This is a genomic window from Aeromicrobium sp. REDSEA-S38_B2, from assembly GCF_001628525.1.
Taxonomy (GTDB): Bacteria; Actinomycetota; Actinomycetes; order Propionibacteriales; family Nocardioidaceae; genus Aeromicrobium; species Aeromicrobium erythreum.
Map to the genome: position 1 here is coordinate 48332 of NZ_LUNH01000103.1, position 18479 is coordinate 66810.

Genomic DNA, 18479 nt, shown 5'->3' on the forward strand with positions numbered 1-18479 from the left:
GTACGAGTCTTGAGCGCGTCCTCGGCTCGTGTGATGGTGCGGGCAGCGTCGCGGCTGTCGTTGCGCCAGGTCGCCTACCACGTGAAGCGGATCGTGCGGAACCGCATCGCTCGCGCCCGACCCGACCTCTACCACCGCTACGTCGCGCGCGTCGCCCGCTCGGTGCCGCCGCTCGAGCTGGGGCGCCGACCCGCCCGGTCCACCGAGCTGGCGCGCGCCGTGGCGCCGTTCTACTACGCCGAGTACGTCGAGACGATCGACCGTGCGGCTCGGGCGGAGTTCGAGTTCTTCGGCCAGAAGGTCGACTTCCATGATGTCGCACGTATCGACTGGCACCACCGCGTCGACGCCGAGTCCGACTTCCACCTCTGGCGCATGAAGCTCGGTCACATGGGCTTTGTCTGTCCCATGCTGATCGACGGAGGGGAGACGCACCTGGCGGCGGTCGAGAGTCTCGTGCGGGGGTATCGGACGACCGCGGACTTCGGGATCGAGGGTTGTTTCTCCTCCTACTGGTTCCCCTACAGCGTCTCCCACAGGATCCTCGCGATCCTGAGCGGTTACGTGCTCGCGCTAGAAGGGCGCGAGCTGCCGACGACGCTGACCGATGAGCTCGACGAGTTCCTCCGGTGGAACGTGGCGTTCGTGCAGGTCAACGTCGAGCACGAGCTGCGCAACAACCATGTCGAGCGGAACCTGGCCGCGCTGTGCCTGTACTACAGCTACGCCCGCCGCGTCCCTCGGCGCACGAAGCGCCGACTGAACCGCGAGGTCCGCAGGTCGATGCGTGCCTGCGTCCTGCCCGACGGAGTGATCGCCGAGCGATCAGCGATGTATCAAGGTCTTGCCGTGATGGCGCTCGACGTCTTCGCCAAGACGCCGTTCCTGTCGCAGCGGGTCCGCGACGAGGCCAAGAAGACGCACGACAAGGCTCTGAAGGCCTGGGCGTCCCTCACGCATCCCGACGGCGAGATCGCGTTGTTCAACGACAGCTGGTTCGAGGAGGTCCCCCCGATCAGCGACGTCTTGGACGGGCAGGACGTCAGGCCCACCAGCGTGCTCGACTCGGCTGGATACGTCCGGCTCGAGGGCGAGGACGTCTTTGCGCTCATGGACGGGGGAGCCATCGGCCCGTCGTGGAATCCCGGTCACGGGCACGCGGACTTCCTCTCGGTCGAGGTCGACGTCGCGGGGCGGCGGTTCATCGTTGACCCTGGCACGTTCCAGTACTCCACCGGTGAACGGCGGACCCTCGAGCGGTCGGCTGCCAGCCACAACGGTCCCCGGGTGGAGGGACTCGAACCGGTCGAGTACCTCGGCTGCTTCCGTGTGGGTCGGATGGCGCGGGCTTCCATCCAGGTGGCGGACGACGAGCAGTCAGCCACGGGAGAGCTGCCGCTCCCAGGTGGCCCGACGGTCCGGCGACGCGTGAGCCTCGGGCGCGGCTCGGTCGTGGTGCGTGACAGCTGGTCGGGACGACGGGACGAGGCTGTCGTCACGCTCACCGTCTCCGACGGATGGACTCTCGTCGACAGCCAACGGGATCGCGTCCTGTTCCGCTCGGACGACAAGGAGGCCGAGATCGCCGTGACCCACGGCGACGTCGCCGGCGTGCGCGACGGCGCGTGGGCCTGTCGCTACCTCGAGAGTCGCGCCGCGACATTGATCGACCTGAAGCCTTCGCTCGACTCGAGTCACGACCTTGAGTGGCAGGTCGCCGTGAACAGCCGTCCCGTCGCAGAGCGGGTGGAGCGAAAGGAGCATCCGGCATGAAGATCGCGATCGTCGGCTGCGGATTCGTGTTCGACATCTACATGAGGACGGTGCGCGCCCACCCGGAGCTGGAGGTCGCTGGGGTCTACGACCGGCGACCAGAACGAGTGCGCGCCGTCGCAGAGCACTACGGGTTCCATGGGTACGCGTCGTACGACGAGCTCCTGGACGACCCGCAGGTCGACATGGTCGTGAACCTGACCAACATCGGGTCGCACTACGAGGTGTCGAAGCGCGCCCTGGAGGCTGGGAAGCACGTCTACTCGGAGAAGCCGATCACCACCTCCGTCGAGGAGACCCGGGACCTGTTCGACACCGCGGAGACGAATGGCGTACGGCTCGGCGCCGCGCCGTGCAACATCTTCAGCGACAGCGTGCGCACCATGTTCGAGCTCGTGCAGTCCGGCGCGATCGGGCAACCGCTCCTGGTCTATGCCGAGCTCGACGACAACCCCATCCATCTCATGGGGTTCGAGGAGGTCGTCAGTCCGACGGGAGCACCATGGCCCCTGGTCGAGGAGATCCTCGAAGGGTGCACCTACGAGCACCTGGGATACCACCTCATCTGGATCTGCGGCCTCCTCGGACCGGTGACCGCCGTGACGGCGTTCTCGAGCGAGCTGATCGAGGGCAAGGCGGGGGACGTACCCGGTCTGTCGGGAACGCCCGACTACTCCGTGGCCAACCTCCACTTTGCGAGCGGAGCGGCCGCGCGCATCACGTGCAGCGTCGTGGCACCCCGCGACCACCGCATGCGCGTGATCGGACGCGAAGGCGAGATCACCACTGACAGCTATCGTCAGTACCGGGCCCCGGTCTTCCTCGAGCGGTTCACCCGGCGGAGCCTGAACGCCCGAAAGTTCCAGACGCTCCGCGCGCATCGCGGTCTCGGCCGGCTTCTCGGAATGGGCGGACGTCGCGTCAAGCTCCTCCGGAACTCCAAGTCGCACGCCGTGGAGAAGAACCTCCTCGTGCGTCCGTCGCTCAAGCAGCGCCTCGTCGGGGCGCTCCGGAGACGCGAGGTGTACGCCCAGGACAAGTTCGCAGGGATCGCGCAGATGGCTGACGAGATCTCAGGCGGCAACCCTCAGTACCTGAGTCCGGACTTCCTGCTGCATCTGAACGAGCTCACGCTCCTGGTTCAGGGGGCGGGTCCGGGCGGGATCGCTGTGCGCACGACGACCACCTTTGAGCCTCTGGGGCCGATCCCGGACGTGGGCGCACTGACGAGCGGTGATCCGCGCCACGATCAGCCAGGTGGTGTGCGCAATGTCTGATCCAAGGAACTCGCCCGGCATTAGGATGCTGCAAGACACGCTGGATCGTCGACGTCCGCCTGCGAGTCGAGCAGCAGGTTCGGACACGCGAGCTGGGCGTTCCCCAGTACCAAGTACACGGTGGATGTGACACGTTGCGAGTCGCTGTGACAGGAGTGAGTGGGCTCATCGGGTCGGCGGTCGTCCGCCTCCTCGAGCACGATCACGAGATCGTCAAGGTGGGCCGCCGGGATGGTGACGACGTGGTCCTCGACCTCTCGGACGAGTCGACGTGGGACAGGGCCGACTTCCCCCAGATCGATGCGTTGGTGCACTGCGCCGGGGTCGTCGACGAGGACATACGCGATCACGCGGATCTTGCGTGGAAGAAGGCCGTCGGGGGTGCGAACCGTCTGGTCGACGCGGCACTCCACGCGGGGGCCCGCCACCTCGTCTACATCTCCTCCGCTCACGTCTACGGGCCACTCGTCGGTCGTGTCGACGAGAGCCGTGCCTCCAATCCGGTGTCCGACTACGCCATCGCGCACTACGCGACGGAGCAGATCTTTCGACGACGGGCCTCGGACCAGGTCCGGGTCTCGGCCCTCCGACCCTGCGCAGTCTTCGGCCTCTTGCCCGATCCCGAGCGCTTCCGCCGGTGGTCGCTGGTCCCCTTCGCGTTCCCTCGCGACGCCGTCAGCGGGGGTGAGATCAGGATCCGGTCGTCCGGCGAGCAGCGGCGGAACTTCGTCGGGAACGACGACATCGCCCGCGTGGTCGCGCGATGGCTCGGGGAGGACGGCCAGGGTTGGAGCGTCCTCAACCCGATCGGCCTGCTCGACGCCTCGATCGCCGAGGTCGCGCAGATCTGCGCTGAAGAAGCTGAGTCCGTCACGGGCCGACCGTGCCAGGTGTTCCGAGGGGGTCCGGACGTCGATCCGCCTGAACCCCTGCGGTACGAGTCGACAGCATCGTACGAGCGGGGATCGCAGTCCTTCCGCGCCACCACCCGCGACTTGCTGCGTCTGCTGAACGGTGGTGCGTGACGTGAAGCCGAGGCTGACGATCGGGCTCATCACCTTCAACGGATCGGCGTCGATCGCGCGAAGCATCGAGAGTCAGCTGAGCCAGACCTTCCGCGACTTCACGCTGCTGATCTTCGACAACGCCTCGACGGACGGGACGAGCGAGATCTGCGCCGCCTTCGCGGCCGAGGATCCGCGGGTCGTGCACGTCCGGCATCCCGCCACCGTTCCTCAGAGTGACAACTTCCGTGGCGTGCTCATGGCCGCGGACACCGAGTACTTCATGTGGGCGACCGACGACGACCTGCGCAGTCCGCGGTTCGCCGAGGACTGCATCGAGCTGCTCGACCACCATCCCAATGCGGTGGCAGCCTGCACGCCGGTGCAGTTCAGAGCGCAGGACGGTTCGCTGACCGACGCGCGCGGCACGTTCAGCATCGAGGGGACACCGGAGCAGCGGCTCAGGACGTACTTCGCGAACCCGCGTGACAGCTCTCGTCTCTTCGGCGTCTACCGAACCGATGGCCTCAAGAAGGCCTACGCCGAGGACACGTCGGTCTTCGGCTACGACTGGCTCGTCGTCGGCCTGACGATGCTCGAGGGCGACCACCTCGAGACAGGGACGGTCGGCCTGGTCCGTGCGGCAAACGCGCCCGGCAAGTACTTCGCCAGCTTCAAGCGGCACTTCGTCCGCGAGCCCGGTCCGTGGGGCGTCCTCTCCTCCTTCCTCCCGCTCCTTCCCATGACGCGGCAGCTGCGGTCCCGCCTTCCGCGCTCTGCTTGGAGAGCTTCTCGATGGCGCCTGCTGCGCCTGAACCTGCACCAGTCGCTGTTGATGCTTCGGTGGAGGTTCCCGAGGCTTGAGCCGGTGTTCCGGTTGGTGCGTCGCGTGGACCGTAGCGTCGGGAACTCGTGAGGTAGACATGGTCAAGGTCCACGACGCCAGGGCGAACAACTTCAACCTGCTCCGCCTGGTGGCGGCAAGTGCAGTGATCTTCTCGCATGCGGCAGAGATCGCTGGTGCGCGCCCCGACGCGATCGAGGAGTGGATCGGTTACAGCGGGGGCTGGATCGCCGTCTCCGCGTTCTTCTCGATCAGCGGCTTCCTCATCTACCGTTCCATGGTCAGCAGCAGGAACGTGAAGATCTTTATGGTGGCGCGAGGCCTCCGCATCTTCCCGGGCCTGTGGGTGATGCTCGTGCTCACGACGATGGTTCTTGGGCTCACGGTCGCCGCAGGCGGACCGAGCAGCTACTTCACGTCCCCGCAGGTCTACGAGTACGTCGCCGGCAACGCCGTGCTCTACGCGCCGCAGTACCACTTGCCGGGAGTGTTCGACGGTCTGCCGACCGACGGCGTGGTGAACGGCTCCCTCTGGACCCTGCGTTTCGAGTTCACGTGCTACCTCGCGGTCGTGGGGCTCTTCGTGGTGGGAGCGTTCGCGTCCAACCGTCGCTTCGCCTCCATGTGCGTGGTGTATGTCGTGGGCTACGTGGGCTTCCTCGTCGTCTCAGCGCACCTTGGCTCCCTCGATGCGGCGCTGCATGACGGTAGCGACGTCGCCAAGCTGCACCGACTCTCGCTGGCGTTCATGGTCGGGGTCGTCGTTGCCCGCCTGTCCGACCGGGCACGTCCCGCGTGGTGGTGGGTCGGCATCGGAGGGCTGCTGTGCTTGGTGAGCTTTGGCACGCCCCTCTTCCAGACCGCCCTGGTGTTGCTCGTGGCCGCCCTCGTCTTCTGCCTCGCCTTCTTCCAGGCGCAGTGGCTGCATCGCTTCCGCTCCATGCACGACTACAGCTACGGCATCTACATCTACGCGTTCCCGGTGCAGCAGGCCGTCCAGCTCTGGTTGGACCCGCGCCACGCGATCGTGAACGCCCTGATCAGCCTGGTGATCGTCGTGCCGCTCGCCGCCCTCTCCTGGCACGCTGTGGAGAGCCCGGCACTGCGACTGAAGAGCCGGCTGCAGAGACGCGCAACGCCGTGAGGACGATGCGACGCAACAGTGCATTCTCCGCGGCCGAGGTCATCGTCGGTGGCGTCTGCCTCTTCTTCATCTACCGCAACGTCGTCCAGACCCTCGGCGTCTCCATGCTCGGCGTTTGGTCCCTAGTCCTGGCGACGACGGCGTTCGGCCGTGCTGCGGACCTCGGGATCAGCGGAGGTCTGGCGCGATTCATCGGGCGATCGATCGGCGAGGGCCGACTCGAAGCCGCAGTCGCGTACATGCGGACCGGTGTCCTGTTCATGGCGGCCGCCATGGGCGTCGTCGCGCTTGCCCTCTGGTGGCCCCTTTGGCGCGGACTGGCCATCGCCCTCGACGGGCGTGAGCTTGCCGCCGCGCGAGAGGTGCTGCCCTGGGCAGTGTTGAGCCTGTGGCTCCTCATCGTGAAGTCCGCGATCGACTCGTGCCTGCTGGGGATGGGGCGCGCCGACCTGCGCTCCATCGGAGGCATGCTGGGCATGCTGGCCCAGCTGGTCGCGTCGCTGATGCTCGTGGGGACGTTCGGCCTGAACGGTCTGGCGTGGGCGCAAGCGGGGCAGTTCGTGCTCGCCATCTGCTTCGAGCTCGGCGCTCTCGCCATCGTGACGAACAGCGCCGGCGACAGGATGGCATCGCCCTGGTTCTCCGGGGCGCTCCTGCGGGAGATGCTCGGATTCGGCGTCAAGCTCCAGGCGGGTTCTCTCGCCAACCTGATGTTCGAACCCGTCGTGAAGACCGCTCTCGGAGCGGTGGCGGGCACTCACGTCCTCGGGATCTTCGAGATCGCCTACAGGATGTCGTATCAGGCCCGAAACGTCGCGATCATGGCGCTGCAGCCTTCACTGCCCAAGTTCGCAGAGCTGTCGGTGGGAGACCAGCAGGGCCTGCGGGACCTCTTCTCGCGCATCTGTCGTGCCGCAGCCCTCATGGGTGGTGGGCTCATGCTTTTGGTCGCGGTGGCCTCTCCGCTCATCTCGTTCCTCTACCTCGACGAGGTCGATCCGCTCTTCATCTACGTGGTGGGAGTGGTCTCGGCGATGTGGGCTGCGACGATCTTCGCCTCGCCTGCCTACTACCTCGGTATCGCGAGTGGCCGCGTCGTGCCGTACGTGATGAGCGAATGTGTCTCCATCGCCATCGCGGGCCTGGCGGTCGTCGTCGTGGGTGCCGTCATCGATCCGGCAGCTTCCATCGTCGGTATCGCTCTGGGAAAGATCGTGGGCAGCTGTATCACAGCGGCATGGATCCGTCCCACCTCACGACTTCGCGACTCGGCACTGCTTCATCCGGATATCCTGAAGGCGACCGTCGTCGTGTTGCTGTGCTCCGTGACTGTGGTCCTGGTGAGCTTGCACGTGCGATGACCGGAGACGAGAGGCTCGACAGATGGCTCTGACGCAGTCGAGCACCCGTCGTGGCGCGCCCGCCGTCGACACGGGCCGGCGAGGGCACCGCACGGTCTACGCGTTGATCGTCGTCGCCCTGATCGGGATGCATCTGCGGCTCTCCGTGGAGACGAGCACCGGGGCACAGGTCGTTCCGATGTACCCGCTGCTGCTGAGCGCCGCCCTGCTCTCGTTCCGTGTCGGGAACGAGCTGGCTCGACGAGCGGGTCAGCTGATCGTGGTCCTGGCCGTGTTCCTGCTCATCGAGCCGTTCGTCTCCTTCGCTCCAGAGAGTGCGAGCGTCGTCAACCTGCTCTCGGCGTTGCAGCTCCTCGCCTCGGTCCTGTCGGCCTTGATCATCATCGCGGTGTGCCGGACGCTTCCCCGTGACGGCTTGCGCAAGCTGTTCTTCGGCTTCTGGGTCGCCTTGATGGTGCTGGCCCTGTTAGAGAGCGTCGGACTTCGCGACGTGTTCACCTCGATCCGCGATGCGCTCTACTTCACCTCGCAGCGAGGGATCTACTCCGAGGCGGCACGCGACATCGTCCTCTACGGGAAGATCCGACCGACTGCGCTGGCGAGCGAACCTTCCTATCTTGCCGACTCGTACATGAGCATGATCGTCGCGGTCTTCCTCCTGGATCCTCGACGAGGGCAGTGGTCGTCCTGGGTGCGGCTCGGGCTGATGGTCGCCATCGGCTTCGCGATCGCGCCGAGCCTGAAGATCGTCTTCTACCTGCTCGCTCTCGGGATCTGGATCCTGTGGCCGAGGACGCCCAAGCGGCTGGCGCTCGCGGGTGTGGCGCTGTCGACGGTCTTCTTTGTCATGTTTGTGACCTTCGAGTTCTCGCTCGGATCGGTCCTGACGAGGTTCGGGCTGGGGGAGACCGGCAGCTTCTTCGGACGCATCGCTGTCGCGCCGCAGATCGGTCTCGAGGCCGTCACCAACCACCCGGTCCTGGGGTACGGAGTGGGGAACACAGACGGACTCCTGCCCGTCATCGACGAGGCCTGGCAGAGCAGCGGGGCATACGCCCGTTTCCCGTGGTACCAGGGATTGGGCCCGTCGGAGCTCATGTCCAACGGGTTCTGGTGGCAGTGGGCGTTCCTCGGCGTGCTGGGCGGAGCCCTCTTGTGGATCCTCCTCGTGAAGATCCTGGCGGCTATGGGCGTGGAGCACCCCTTGCGGTCGATCGTCTGTGCGTGGGTGGTGTGGTACTCGGGCTTCGCCTTCGTCGACCCGGCGAGCTGGTTCGTCCTGGCGCTCTTCGTCGTCCCTGTTGTGACGAAGACGCTCGACGCCTCGACCGTGCCTTCCGGAGCCCCGACGGGGACGGTCCGCGGGAGGACCGGCCGAACCGTGGAGCCTCGAGTAGTCGGTAGCTGAGGTAGGTGGCTGCTCCGGTGAACAGGATCCCGACGAGTCCGAGCGCGATGAAGGGCAGTCCGAAGCGACCTGGGGTCAGCGTCTGTAGAGCGATGAGGTGCCACAGGTAGAGGCTGTAGCTCGCCAGGCCGATGAGGACCAGAGGACGGAGCCGGAGCACCCGCTCGACGACGGTGTGATGGGCCCAGGAGGGCAGGACGCACAAGCCCACGCTGGCGAGCGTGACGAGGGGGAATCCCACGTATCGGTACGCGCTGGTGTACTGACCCGGTCCGACGACGGTCCACAACGCAATCAGGGCGAGTGATGCCCACCCCAGAAGCTCGGCCCACGGGCGGCTGGGCCGGCTTCGCCCGCCGGCGTCCTGGAGCAGCAGCCCGATGGCGCAACCGGCGAGGATCTCGGAGAAGCGAGGCGCGGGAGCGAAGTAGAACCAGATCGCGGAGGTCGGCAGCGCTGTGACGTAGGCGACGACCGCCAGCCCCGCCGAACACCAGCCCGCGGTTCGTGCGCTGGTGCCTCTGCGTCGCCACAGGTAGATCAGCCAGGGCCAGACCAGGTAGAAGGTCCACTCCACTCCCAGCGACCAGGTCTGTCCGAATGGCTCGGTCGACCCGAGGTCCAGCGCGTAGACCCACGTTGCTCCCTGCCCCATGCTGATCCCGGCATTTCTCGCAGCCTCCGGGAAGGACACCGGCTCGCCCATCAGTCCAACGATGCAGGTGCCGATCACGAGAAGCCCGACGAGGGCAGGGTAGAGGCGCAGGATCCTGGCGCGGATGAACCGGAGGTAGGCCTGCGACATGGGGACGCGATCATCTCGGCGTTGCCACAAGAGGCTCGTGATCAGAAAGCCGCTGAGTACGAAGAAGACGTCGACCCCTATGTATCCGCCGTCGAAGTAGGGGGTGTAACGCGCCGCCCAGTGCACCAGCAGGACCGCGCCGATCGCGACGGCGCGGACTCCGTCGTAGTAGTCGATCCGTCCGTGGGACGGCCGGATCAGCGTGGTCATGAGGACCGGTGGAGGTGCCAGGCGGGGTCGAAGTCGCGCGCGCCGGCGTCCTTCGGGGAGATCAGCGCGGGCTTGAACGGAAGCGACACGTTGAAGGTCGGGTCGTCCCACCGGACCGACCGCTCGTTCTCGGGGTCGTAGTAGGCGGACACGAAGTACATCATCTCGACGTCCTCCGTCAGGGAGAGGAAGCCGTGGGCGCAGCCGTGCGGGATGTACATCATGGTGCGGTTCTCGGACGTCAGCTCGGCGCTGAAGGAACGGCCGAAGGTCGGTGAGCCCTCGCGCAGGTCCAGCACCACGTCGAGCAGGGCTCCTCGGATCACCTTGACGACCTTCACCTCGGCACTCTCGCCGAGCTGGTAGTGCATCCCCCGGAACGTGTGCTTGACGCGACTGAACGACGTGTTGAACTGGACGAACCGAGTCTCGAGGTCGAGCGCCTCGAACTCGTCGACGTCGAAGACGCGCGAGAAGAAGCCTCGATCATCACCCCGAGGCTCAAGGTCGATCGTGTACACGCCGGCGAGTGGCGACTCGGTGAACCTCACGGTGCCGTCCTCTCTGCAGCGCCCTGTCCCAGCGCCTCGTAGTCGTCGATCTGCGCGTCGAGCGCCGTGGCGTAGTCCTGTCCGGAGTCCGTGGCCTTGATCCAGTCCGCCGTCCACTGGACTGCCTCGCGACCCGTGAGTCGTGGCCGCCAGCCCAACGACTTCTCGGCGAGTGAGGCATCGAGCGTGAGGAGCTTCATCTCCACTGGGTGGAATCCGGAGGCCTGGTGCCACGGCCGGTCTACCCCCATCGCCTCGCCGAGTGTCTCGGTCACCTCACTCACGGTCATCGGCTGGTCAGGGACCGGAGCGAAGTTCAGGGCCCGCGGCAAGGTGGGCCAGCGGTGGTCGACCATCGCCTCGACGTAGTCCAGGTAGCCGCTCACAGGGTCGAGGACGTGCTGCCACGGCCTCACAGACCGAGGGTTTCGGAGCTCGACGCTGGTGCCCGAACGCATCGCGCGCCAGATGTCGGGGACGAGTCGGTCCTCCGACCAGTCCCCTCCGCCGATCACGTTGCCTGCTCGAGCGGTCGCGAGTGCGACGCCAGCATCGTCGTAGAAGCTCTGCCTGTAGGAGGAGACCACTTCCTCGCACGCAGCCTTGGAGCTCGAGTAGGGGTCGTGGCCGCCCAGGCGGTCCGACTCGACGAACGGGGTCCCAGAGTCGTCGTTGAGGTAGACCTTGTCCGTCGTGATTACCAGGACCGCCTGGAGGCGCGGCGCATGGTGGCGGAGAGCTTCCAGGACGTTGAGCGTGCCCATCACGTTGGTCGCGAACGTCTCGGCGGGCTCGGCGTAGGAGCGGCGGACCAGCGGCTGGGCAGCCATGTGGATGGCGACGGTCGGGTCGGCGTCGGCCACCGTCGACGTCAAGGTCGTCGCGTCCGTGATGTCGCCGACGACGGACTGCAGTCCCGGGAGGTCCAACGAGGGGAACAAGGCTGGAGTGGTGTCCGGCGCCAGCGCGTAGCCGACCTGCGAGGCGCCCATGCGCGACAGCCAGCGAGCGGTCCACGATCCCTTGAAACCCGTGTGTCCGGTCAGGAGGACGCGCTGGTCGGCCCAGAACTCTGGATTCGGCACGGTCTCTACTCCCACGTCTTCCAGGGAGCCTGGTCTGCTGCCCACAGGTCCTCGAGATGCATCTTGTCCCTCAGCGTGTCCATCGGCTGCCAGAATCCGTTGTGCTCGAATGCTGCCAGCTGTCCGTCGTGAGCGAGGCTCTCGAGCGGCTCTCGTTCCCAGATGGTCGCGTCGCCGTCGATACGATCGAGAACGCGAGGATGGAGGACGAAGAATCCGCCGTTGATCTGCCCGCCGTCGCCCGCAGGCTTCTCCTCGAACTTCTCCACTCGGCCGTCCGTGATGACGGTGGAGCCGAAGCGACCGGAGGGTCGCACTGCGGTGAGCGTCGCGTCGAGACCGTGCTCGCGGTGGAACGTGGCCAACGCTGTGAGGTCGACGTCGGCGACACCGTCGCCGTAGGTCATGAGGAAGGGCTCGTCGTCGCGGAGGAACGGCCGGACGCGCTTGAGCCGTCCGCCGGTCAGCGTCTCGGCACCCGTGTCGATCAGCTGGATCTTCCAGTCAGGCAGCGACTCGTTCTCCCCGAGGAAGGACACGGAACGCTGGCGGATGTCGACCTCGATCGAGGAGTTGTGCATCGCGTAGTTCGCGAAGTACTCCTTGATGTAGTAGCCCTTGTATCCCAGGCACACGACGAACTCGTTGAAGCCGTGCTGCGAGTAGATCTTCATGATGTGCCAGAGGATCGGATACCCACCCACCTCGACCATCGGCTTCGGCCTGACCGAGGTCTCCTCGGCGAGCCGCGTGCCGAGGCCCCCGGCGAGAATGACTACCTTCATGCGATGTCCCGTCCCTTGTATTGACTCATGAGAGTGCCGTCTCGTCGGACGGGTCGAGCGCTGCGGTCAGGGACCGGGCGCGATCGTCCCACGAGAACGCCGAGCGGCAGTCGTCGAAGGCTCGATTCTGGACCGCGTCGAGGAGCGCGGGGTCGTCGATCACCGCACACACCAAGGTGGCAAGCGCGTCGAGCGACTCCGCAGCGAGGTACCCGTCGCCGGGTGGCGTCGGCAGGCCGCTGATGGCCGACTCGAGACCGACGATCGGCAGACGTTGGAAGATCTGCGAGAGCAGGCGGAGCTTGAAGCCGCTCCCTACGGTGTCCACGATCAGGCCGGCTCGAAATCCACTGATCACCGACTCCAGGTCGTCGACGAATCCCACGACGTCCACGTTCGGGTACTCGGTGACGACTCGACGCTTCAGTGACTCCGGGACGTCACCGACGACCGCCATCTCGATGCCGTGCTTGTCGAGACGCTCGTACGCGACGCTGAACCAGTCGAGAAGAACTTGCTGCTTCTGCTCGGAGCGGCGCCCTCCCAGCAGGGCGATCCGGCGAGGGGTGGTCGCGTCGATGGTTCTTCGTGGTGTCATGGGGCCGTCGTAACCCGGCGACAGCACGAGGTACTTCCGCTGTGGAGCGATGGCCCGGAACGGCCGGAGATCGGCCTCGTTGATGACCGTCACGACGTCGGTCCGCCTTATGAGCCGGTTCTCCCAATACTTCACCTTTGCGAGATCCCATCGGGCCATCACGCGCTTCGGCAGCGACATGTCGTAGCCCTGGTACTTGCCGGCGCGCGTCGGGTACTCCCACTCGTGAGAGGTGTAGAGCACCGTCGTGTCCTGATGCCTGCGACGGTGCCTCAGCGCGTCGCGGAGGAGGTGCGCGGAGCCGATGTTGTCGAGCACCACGGCGTCCCAGGTGTCGCTGCGCAGGTGGCGCTTCGCCTCGCGACGGTAGTCGCGCCGGGCGCCCTTCCAGGCGATGAGGGGGAATGTCGACAGGACGGAGGCTGCGCGACCGCGGCGTTGAGCTGTCGTGACGACCCAGGTCACGCCGTCAGCGGCGTCCTCGACCCGGGCGCCACCGTCGGCGCAGACGACGGTCACGTCCGCGAACGTCGCCCAGGTCTCGATGAGGCCACGGCTGTACACCGCGTCTCCAGCGACGGCCGGAGGGTACGGCAGCACCTTGGTGAAGTAGAGGACGCGAGGTCGGCGCGACTGTGTGGTCATGTCTCTACCGAGAACCTGCCGGCGCCCACGTCGAGTAGGTGCGTCCTCTGGCTGCCCGAAGGACGCCGAGCAGCGTGGCCAAGAGGGCGATCACGATCTCGGCGAGAGCGGCGATCGGCCCGGACTTGACCTTGGCTGCGATCACCGTGCTCGCCGCGACGGCCACCAGCGCGGCCAGCCCGAGGAACGGCGCGACGGTCGTTGCAAGGCCGATCGCGGCAACCGTACCGATGATCACGAAGAGACCTCCGAACCAGCGGATCACCTTGTGGGAGACGTACTTGAAGGTGTCGATCCTCGACATGGTCCGTAGCTGTGGCTTCATGACGCGGTGGGTGTGGTAGGCGCGAGCTGCGATTCGCGCCTTGCGCGAGAACTCGTCCTTCCTGTCGGTGACGAGGCGTTCGTGGGCTACGACGTCGTCGACCTTGAGAAGCCTCTTTCCCGCGAAGACGGCAGCCATCGACACCGTCAGGTCGTCGAGGACGGTGTCAGGGAAGTCCGGGTAGAGCTCACGACGGACGGCGAAGATCGACCCGTCGGCACCCATCACGTTCCCCGTCCGGGACTCGAGGGTCTTGATCTTCTCCTCGAGTCGCCAATAGGCGCCGCCGACGGCCGCGGTGGAGCTGTCGTCAGCGTTCACGTAGCGCAAAGTCCCGCACACTCCGCCGACTTCTGGGTCGGAGAACCAGGAGGAGAGTCGTTCCAGCGCGTCCTCGCGCAGGGTCACGTTCGCATCGGTGAAGATCAGCACGTCACCGACAGCCTGACCCGCGAGGACCTTCATGCCGTGCGCCTTCCCGAGACGACCGCTGCCTTGGAAGACCTCGACCAGGTCGGGTCGTTCGGACAGCTTCGTCAAGGTGTCGTCGAGCGACCCGTCGTCATAGGCGAGGACCTGAAGCTCGGGATCGACCTTGCGCAGCGCTTCGAGGTTGGGGATCTTCACGTCGAGCGCGTTCGACTCGTTGAAGGCGCAGAACAGGAGGCTGAACCGCATTCGCGGTGCTGGACGCGGCTCCACGGGAACCTTCGGCAGTAGCGTGAGCACTGCGGGATAGATCGCATAGGGGTAGAGGACGCCGAGGATGCAGGCGGCCAGAACCACGGCACAAGTCGCGGTCATGCTTGATGGGACGTCCGGACCGTCTGGTGGCCCCCGAGCGGACTCATGCGCATCAGTATGCGCCGTCCGATGCGAGCACGGCCTTCATGGTTCGCCACAGGATCGCGACGTCGGCGGTCAGCGACCAGTTCTCGACGTAGTAGGTGTCGAGCTGGATGGCCTCTTCCCAGGTGAGGTCAGACCGCCCGGACACCTGCCACAGACCCGTCATGCCCGGCAGGACGCGCAGGCGGCGGTGGGCGACGTGGTCGTAGAGGTCGACCTCGAACTGGCGCTGCGGGCGCGGACCGACCAGGCTCATGGTCCCGAACAGGACGTTGAAGAGCTGCGGCAGCTCGTCGAGGGAGTACCGGCGCAGGAAGCCACCGACCCGGGTGATGCGCGGGTCGTTCTTCAGCTTGGCGAGCGGACCTACCGACTCTCCCTGCTCGGAGAGGAGCGATGCGAGGCGCGCGTCGGCGTCGGGGTGCATCGAGCGGAACTTGATCATGCCGAACGGCTCGCCGTCCTTGCCGATGCGCTCCTGGTGGTAGAAGACAGGACCGCGACTGGTCATCTTGACGGCGAGGGCCGCTGCCAGGAGGACCGGAGAGAGCATGAGGATCAGTGCCGCCGCACCAGCGCGGTCGAAGATCTGCTTGGGCCACGTCGCGGCGTCGCCGTAGGTCGGCTTGTCGACGTTGAGGAACGGCATCTTCCCGACGCGGCTCAGCTGGATGCGCGAGCCCGAGACGTCGACGACGTTGGGTGACACGAGCAGGTCGACGTCGAGACCTTCCAGCTCCCAGGTCAGCTCCTTCAGGCCGGCGTGACCCAGGTGCTCCGTGTCGGTGACGATCACCAGCTCCGCCTCCGCCACGCTCAGCGCGGCGTCGAGGTTGCGCTCGGTCCCCATCACCGGAACGAAGGCGTCCGGAATCGGGAGCCACTCGCACAGCGAGGTGGCGCGGTCCGGGACCCACACGCCCGTCACCCGGACGCCGGACTGAGGGCTGTTGCCCAGGTGGCGCGTGATGTCCTCGGCCGATCGCATGCCGCCGATCACGAGGGCGTTGGTGATCATCGCCCCCCGCTGGCGCTGGCGGTTCAGCCACGAACGCCACACGCGGCGGACGACGATCAGCCCCAGGAGGCCGAGAGGGAAGGTGATGGCGAGATACCCGCGCGAGGAGTCGATCTTGAAGACGAGGGACGCGATGGCCACGAGCCCGAAGAAGGTGACGGACGCGCGGACGATGCGGCGGTACTCCTCGACGCCGTCGCCCAGGACCCGGCTGTCGCGGGTGCGGTAGGCCTGCAGCGCGACGGACCAACCCACGGCGAGAGTGGCTCCGAAAGTCCAGTAAGAGACGGAGAGCGGGCCGTTGGTGGTGGCCTCGGCGTCAGCGCCGAAGCGCAGGACGGCTCCCAGGATGGCCACGGCGAAGAGAACGGCGGTGTCGGTCAGGAAGACACGGTGTGCGACCTGCTTGTGCCATGGCGCGCGGTGTGTCGCTGAGCTGTCGATGGCGGGGTCCTCAGGGGGTTCGACGGCGACAGCAGGTCGCTGGGTTCGCCGCGCGCTCGGGAGGTCCGCATGGGTAGAGGTCGTCCGACTGACGTCCTGGATGGTCATGTGCACCGTTCTCCGAGTTTCTCAGTGTGCTCCCCCGAGCCAGCACCCGCTCAGGTTAGGGCTGATTCCGGGGCGATTCGACCACTTTGTGTGAACGAGGTGTGACATCACAGGCGCCAAACGGTGATCCTCGCCACGTCTGGGTCGTTTGCCCTCTGCAACGACAGGGCATTCGACCCGTACGGCACTCGGGCCAAAGTCAGGGGCCAATGCGGTCGGGTCGGACGGGATCGGAAATCCGTCGTACGAATGTGGAGAAACCGCTGACGGGCGTGGTGCCGGTCGGTAATGTTCTTCTCGAAGCCCCGCTGATTCACCCCCCGAGATCAGCGGGGTTTCTCTATGCCGGAATCCCACTTCCGCTGGTGATGCAGACCACCCGGAAGTGACACGTTCCTGTCATCTTTCTTCCCTACCTTCGGATCGGAAGGAGGAGGGTGATGAGACGTACCTGGAGGCGCTGGCGCTGTCGGCTGAAGTACGGATACGCCTGCCCCCACCTGGAGCTGCACACCAGGGAGGGCAGGAAGGGCCTCGGCACGCGGAGGCGCTGACGAGCGTCAGTCGACCGAGACCGTGTTGTTGCTCAGGTTCGGGTCGGTGCGACCGGGCGACGTGACCGTCGCGGAGAAACCGGAAGCCTCGGGGGGCGACCAGGACGCCACGAGCGGACCGGGGTTCGGCCCCGACGCCGTGCAGATCACGACCCTCGACGCTCCGCCTCCCGTGCACGACCATCCGTTCTGCTGCACCCAGCCCACCGACAGCTCTTGCGGGAACGTCAACGTCACCTGCGGGACGTCGCGCGTCGCCACCACCGTCAGTCGCACGATGCGCTCGAGCTCCGTGCGCTCCACCGTCGCCGAGATCGACAGGTCCTCGTCGGGGGTCGGCTCAGGCGTCGGCTCGGGAGTGGGCTCCGGGGTCGGCTCAGGGGTGGGCACGGGCTTCGTCGGTGCCGGTTGCGGGCGGGCGTGGTGCTTGGTCGGTGCTGTCGGCGCTGCGGACGGGGACGCCGAGGGCGCAGGCTGAGGCGACGTGCCGGCGACCGGCTCGAGCGACGGCGCGACCGTCGGCTCGTCGACCGGGACGTCGGCCGTCTCGGGCGTGGTCTGCGGCGACGCCGTGACGGCGCTGGGTACGTCCTTCGCGACCACGCGTGCGGTGTCGCCGCGCTGGGACACCAGCACGGCGCCCACGGCCACCGCGGCGACCAGCACGGTCGCGGCCACGGCAGCGACGACGCCGAGGCCGGCGCCGGCCAGGCCGCCGACGCCGGACGCACCAGCGGCGCCGCCGGACGACGACGAGCTGCTCGTCGACGAGCCGCCGGTCGTCGACGACGTCGCGACCAGGCCGGCGCTCAGGGCGGTGCTCGTGGCGCCGAACGCGGCCACGCCAGGTGCGCCGAGCAGAGCCGGCAGCAGGAGCAGGCTGAGGTTGGCGGTGATGCCGCCGACCATGAGTGCAGCCTCGTTGCAGCCCTCGCAGTGCTCGAGGTGCGCCTCGACCTTGGCCAGGGCGCGAGGCCGCAGCTTCCCGCGGTCGTAGGCGGGCAGCAGCTCGCGCACCTCGCGGCACTCCGGGTCGTCGGTCTGGCCCAGGTGCGCTGTCAGGTAGGCGTTGCGCAGACCCTCGCGGGCGCGCAGCGCAAGCGACGAGACCGCGTTCGGGCGGATGCCGAGCGTCTGCGCGACCTGCTCGGGCGACTCGTCGTGGATGGTCGTGTGCCACAGCACCGCCTGCCAGCGCTCCGGGAGCGTCGCGAACGCCTGGGCCAGCAGGCTCGACTCCTCACGCAGGTCGACCCCGTCACCCGCCGCCGGCACGGGCGCCTCGTCGACGTCCTCGTACAGGTCGATCCGCGACGCCGCCTTCGACGCGCGGTAGAAGCCGTTGCGCACCGACGTCAGCAGGTAGGGGCGGAAGGCGAACTCAGGTCCGGCGCCGTTGCGGATCGCGCGGAGCACGCCGACGAACGCCTCCGAGGCGAGGTCGTCGGCGGCGGAGCGGCCGGCCAGGGCCGTCGCGAGACGGACGGCCGGGGGGTGGTGGCGCTCGAACAGAGGACCTGCGGCGTCGTCGTCTCCATCGCGGTAGCGCTGGATCAGCTCGGCGTCGCTCGGGTCGAGAAAGAGGTCAGGCATGGGTCGCCATTCGGCTGGTGAACAAGGGGATCTGGGGGGGTAGCCCTGTGACCAAGAGTGCGTCGTCATCGTCCCGTCACGCAAAATTCGGACAAAAG

Annotated in this window: 14 protein-coding genes and 1 pseudogene; 7 read left to right on the top strand and 8 right to left on the bottom strand. The window is 66.9% G+C overall.

Going from position 1 to position 18479, the window contains the following annotated elements; translation table 11 throughout:
* The first annotated feature begins 33 nt into the window (after window positions 1–33).
* From A6Q81_RS16865 to A6Q81_RS16895, 7 genes are all read left to right on the top strand, one after another.
* Complete coding sequence (locus tag A6Q81_RS16865) at window positions 34–1773, top strand: heparinase II/III family protein (protein ID WP_067860605.1); 1740 nt, start codon at window positions 34–36, stop codon at window positions 1771–1773.
* Complete coding sequence (locus A6Q81_RS16870; RefSeq protein WP_067860603.1) at window positions 1770–3050, top strand: Gfo/Idh/MocA family protein; 1281 nt, start codon at window positions 1770–1772, stop codon at window positions 3048–3050. Before A6Q81_RS16865 ends, A6Q81_RS16870 begins: the two co-directional genes overlap by 4 nt.
* A 155-nt stretch (window positions 3051–3205) precedes the next feature.
* Complete coding sequence (locus tag A6Q81_RS17345) at window positions 3206–4075, top strand: NAD-dependent epimerase/dehydratase family protein (RefSeq protein WP_353681429.1); 870 nt, start codon at window positions 3206–3208, stop codon at window positions 4073–4075.
* Window position 4076: 1 nt separating this feature from the next.
* Window positions 4077–4970, top strand: a complete 894-nt coding sequence (locus A6Q81_RS16880; protein WP_067860599.1) for a glycosyltransferase family 2 protein — start codon at window positions 4077–4079, stop codon at window positions 4968–4970.
* A gap of 7 nt (window positions 4971–4977) precedes the next feature.
* Window positions 4978–6042, top strand: a complete 1065-nt coding sequence (locus A6Q81_RS16885) for an acyltransferase family protein (RefSeq protein WP_286691189.1) — start codon at window positions 4978–4980, stop codon at window positions 6040–6042.
* Between the two features lie 5 nt (window positions 6043–6047).
* The gene (locus A6Q81_RS16890; protein ID WP_067860595.1) at window positions 6048–7403 is read left to right on the top strand and encodes an MATE family efflux transporter; all 1356 of its coding nucleotides are present in this window, start codon (window positions 6048–6050) and stop codon (window positions 7401–7403) included.
* Between the two features lie 22 nt (window positions 7404–7425).
* Window positions 7426–8811, top strand: coding sequence for an O-antigen ligase family protein (locus tag A6Q81_RS16895; RefSeq protein WP_286691190.1), 1386 nt, complete (start codon window positions 7426–7428; stop codon window positions 8809–8811).
* A 16-nt stretch (window positions 8812–8827) separates the two neighbouring features.
* Here the strand turns inward: A6Q81_RS16895 and A6Q81_RS17350 are convergent.
* From A6Q81_RS17350 to A6Q81_RS16930, 8 genes and pseudogenes are all read right to left on the bottom strand, one after another.
* Window positions 8828–9826 (bottom strand): annotated as a pseudogene (locus tag A6Q81_RS17350) (acyltransferase family protein); the annotation flags it as partial.
* Window positions 9823–10377 carry a dTDP-4-dehydrorhamnose 3,5-epimerase family protein gene (locus tag A6Q81_RS16900; RefSeq protein WP_286691191.1) on the bottom strand — a complete coding sequence of 185 codons (555 nt, stop codon included), beginning with the start codon at window positions 10375–10377 and terminating at the stop codon, window positions 9823–9825. The gene A6Q81_RS16900 and the pseudogene A6Q81_RS17350, both read right to left, overlap by 4 nt.
* Entirely contained in the window at window positions 10374–11477 is a 1104-nt protein-coding gene (rfbG, locus tag A6Q81_RS16905) for a CDP-glucose 4,6-dehydratase (RefSeq protein WP_286691192.1), read from the bottom strand. Before rfbG ends, A6Q81_RS16900 begins: the two co-directional genes overlap by 4 nt.
* Entirely contained in the window at window positions 11468–12247 is a 780-nt protein-coding gene (gene rfbF / locus A6Q81_RS16910; RefSeq protein ID WP_286691193.1) for a glucose-1-phosphate cytidylyltransferase, read from the bottom strand. Before rfbF ends, rfbG begins: the two co-directional genes overlap by 10 nt.
* 25 nt (window positions 12248–12272) lie before the next feature.
* Entirely contained in the window at window positions 12273–13490 is a 1218-nt protein-coding gene (locus A6Q81_RS16915; RefSeq protein ID WP_067860586.1) for a glycosyltransferase, read from the bottom strand.
* Between the two features lie 4 nt (window positions 13491–13494).
* A complete protein-coding gene (locus tag A6Q81_RS16920; RefSeq protein WP_202967680.1) occupies window positions 13495–14601 on the bottom strand; it encodes a glycosyltransferase in 1107 nt (368 codons plus the stop codon).
* Window positions 14602–14671: 70 nt separating this feature from the next.
* The gene (locus tag A6Q81_RS16925) at window positions 14672–16234 is read right to left on the bottom strand and encodes a sugar transferase (protein WP_083516496.1); all 1563 of its coding nucleotides are present in this window, start codon (window positions 16232–16234) and stop codon (window positions 14672–14674) included.
* Between the two features lie 560 nt (window positions 16235–16794).
* Window positions 16795–18381 carry a sigma-70 family RNA polymerase sigma factor gene (locus A6Q81_RS16930; protein WP_286691194.1) on the bottom strand — a complete coding sequence of 529 codons (1587 nt, stop codon included), beginning with the start codon at window positions 18379–18381 and terminating at the stop codon, window positions 16795–16797.
* Window positions 18382–18479 lie beyond the last annotated feature (98 nt).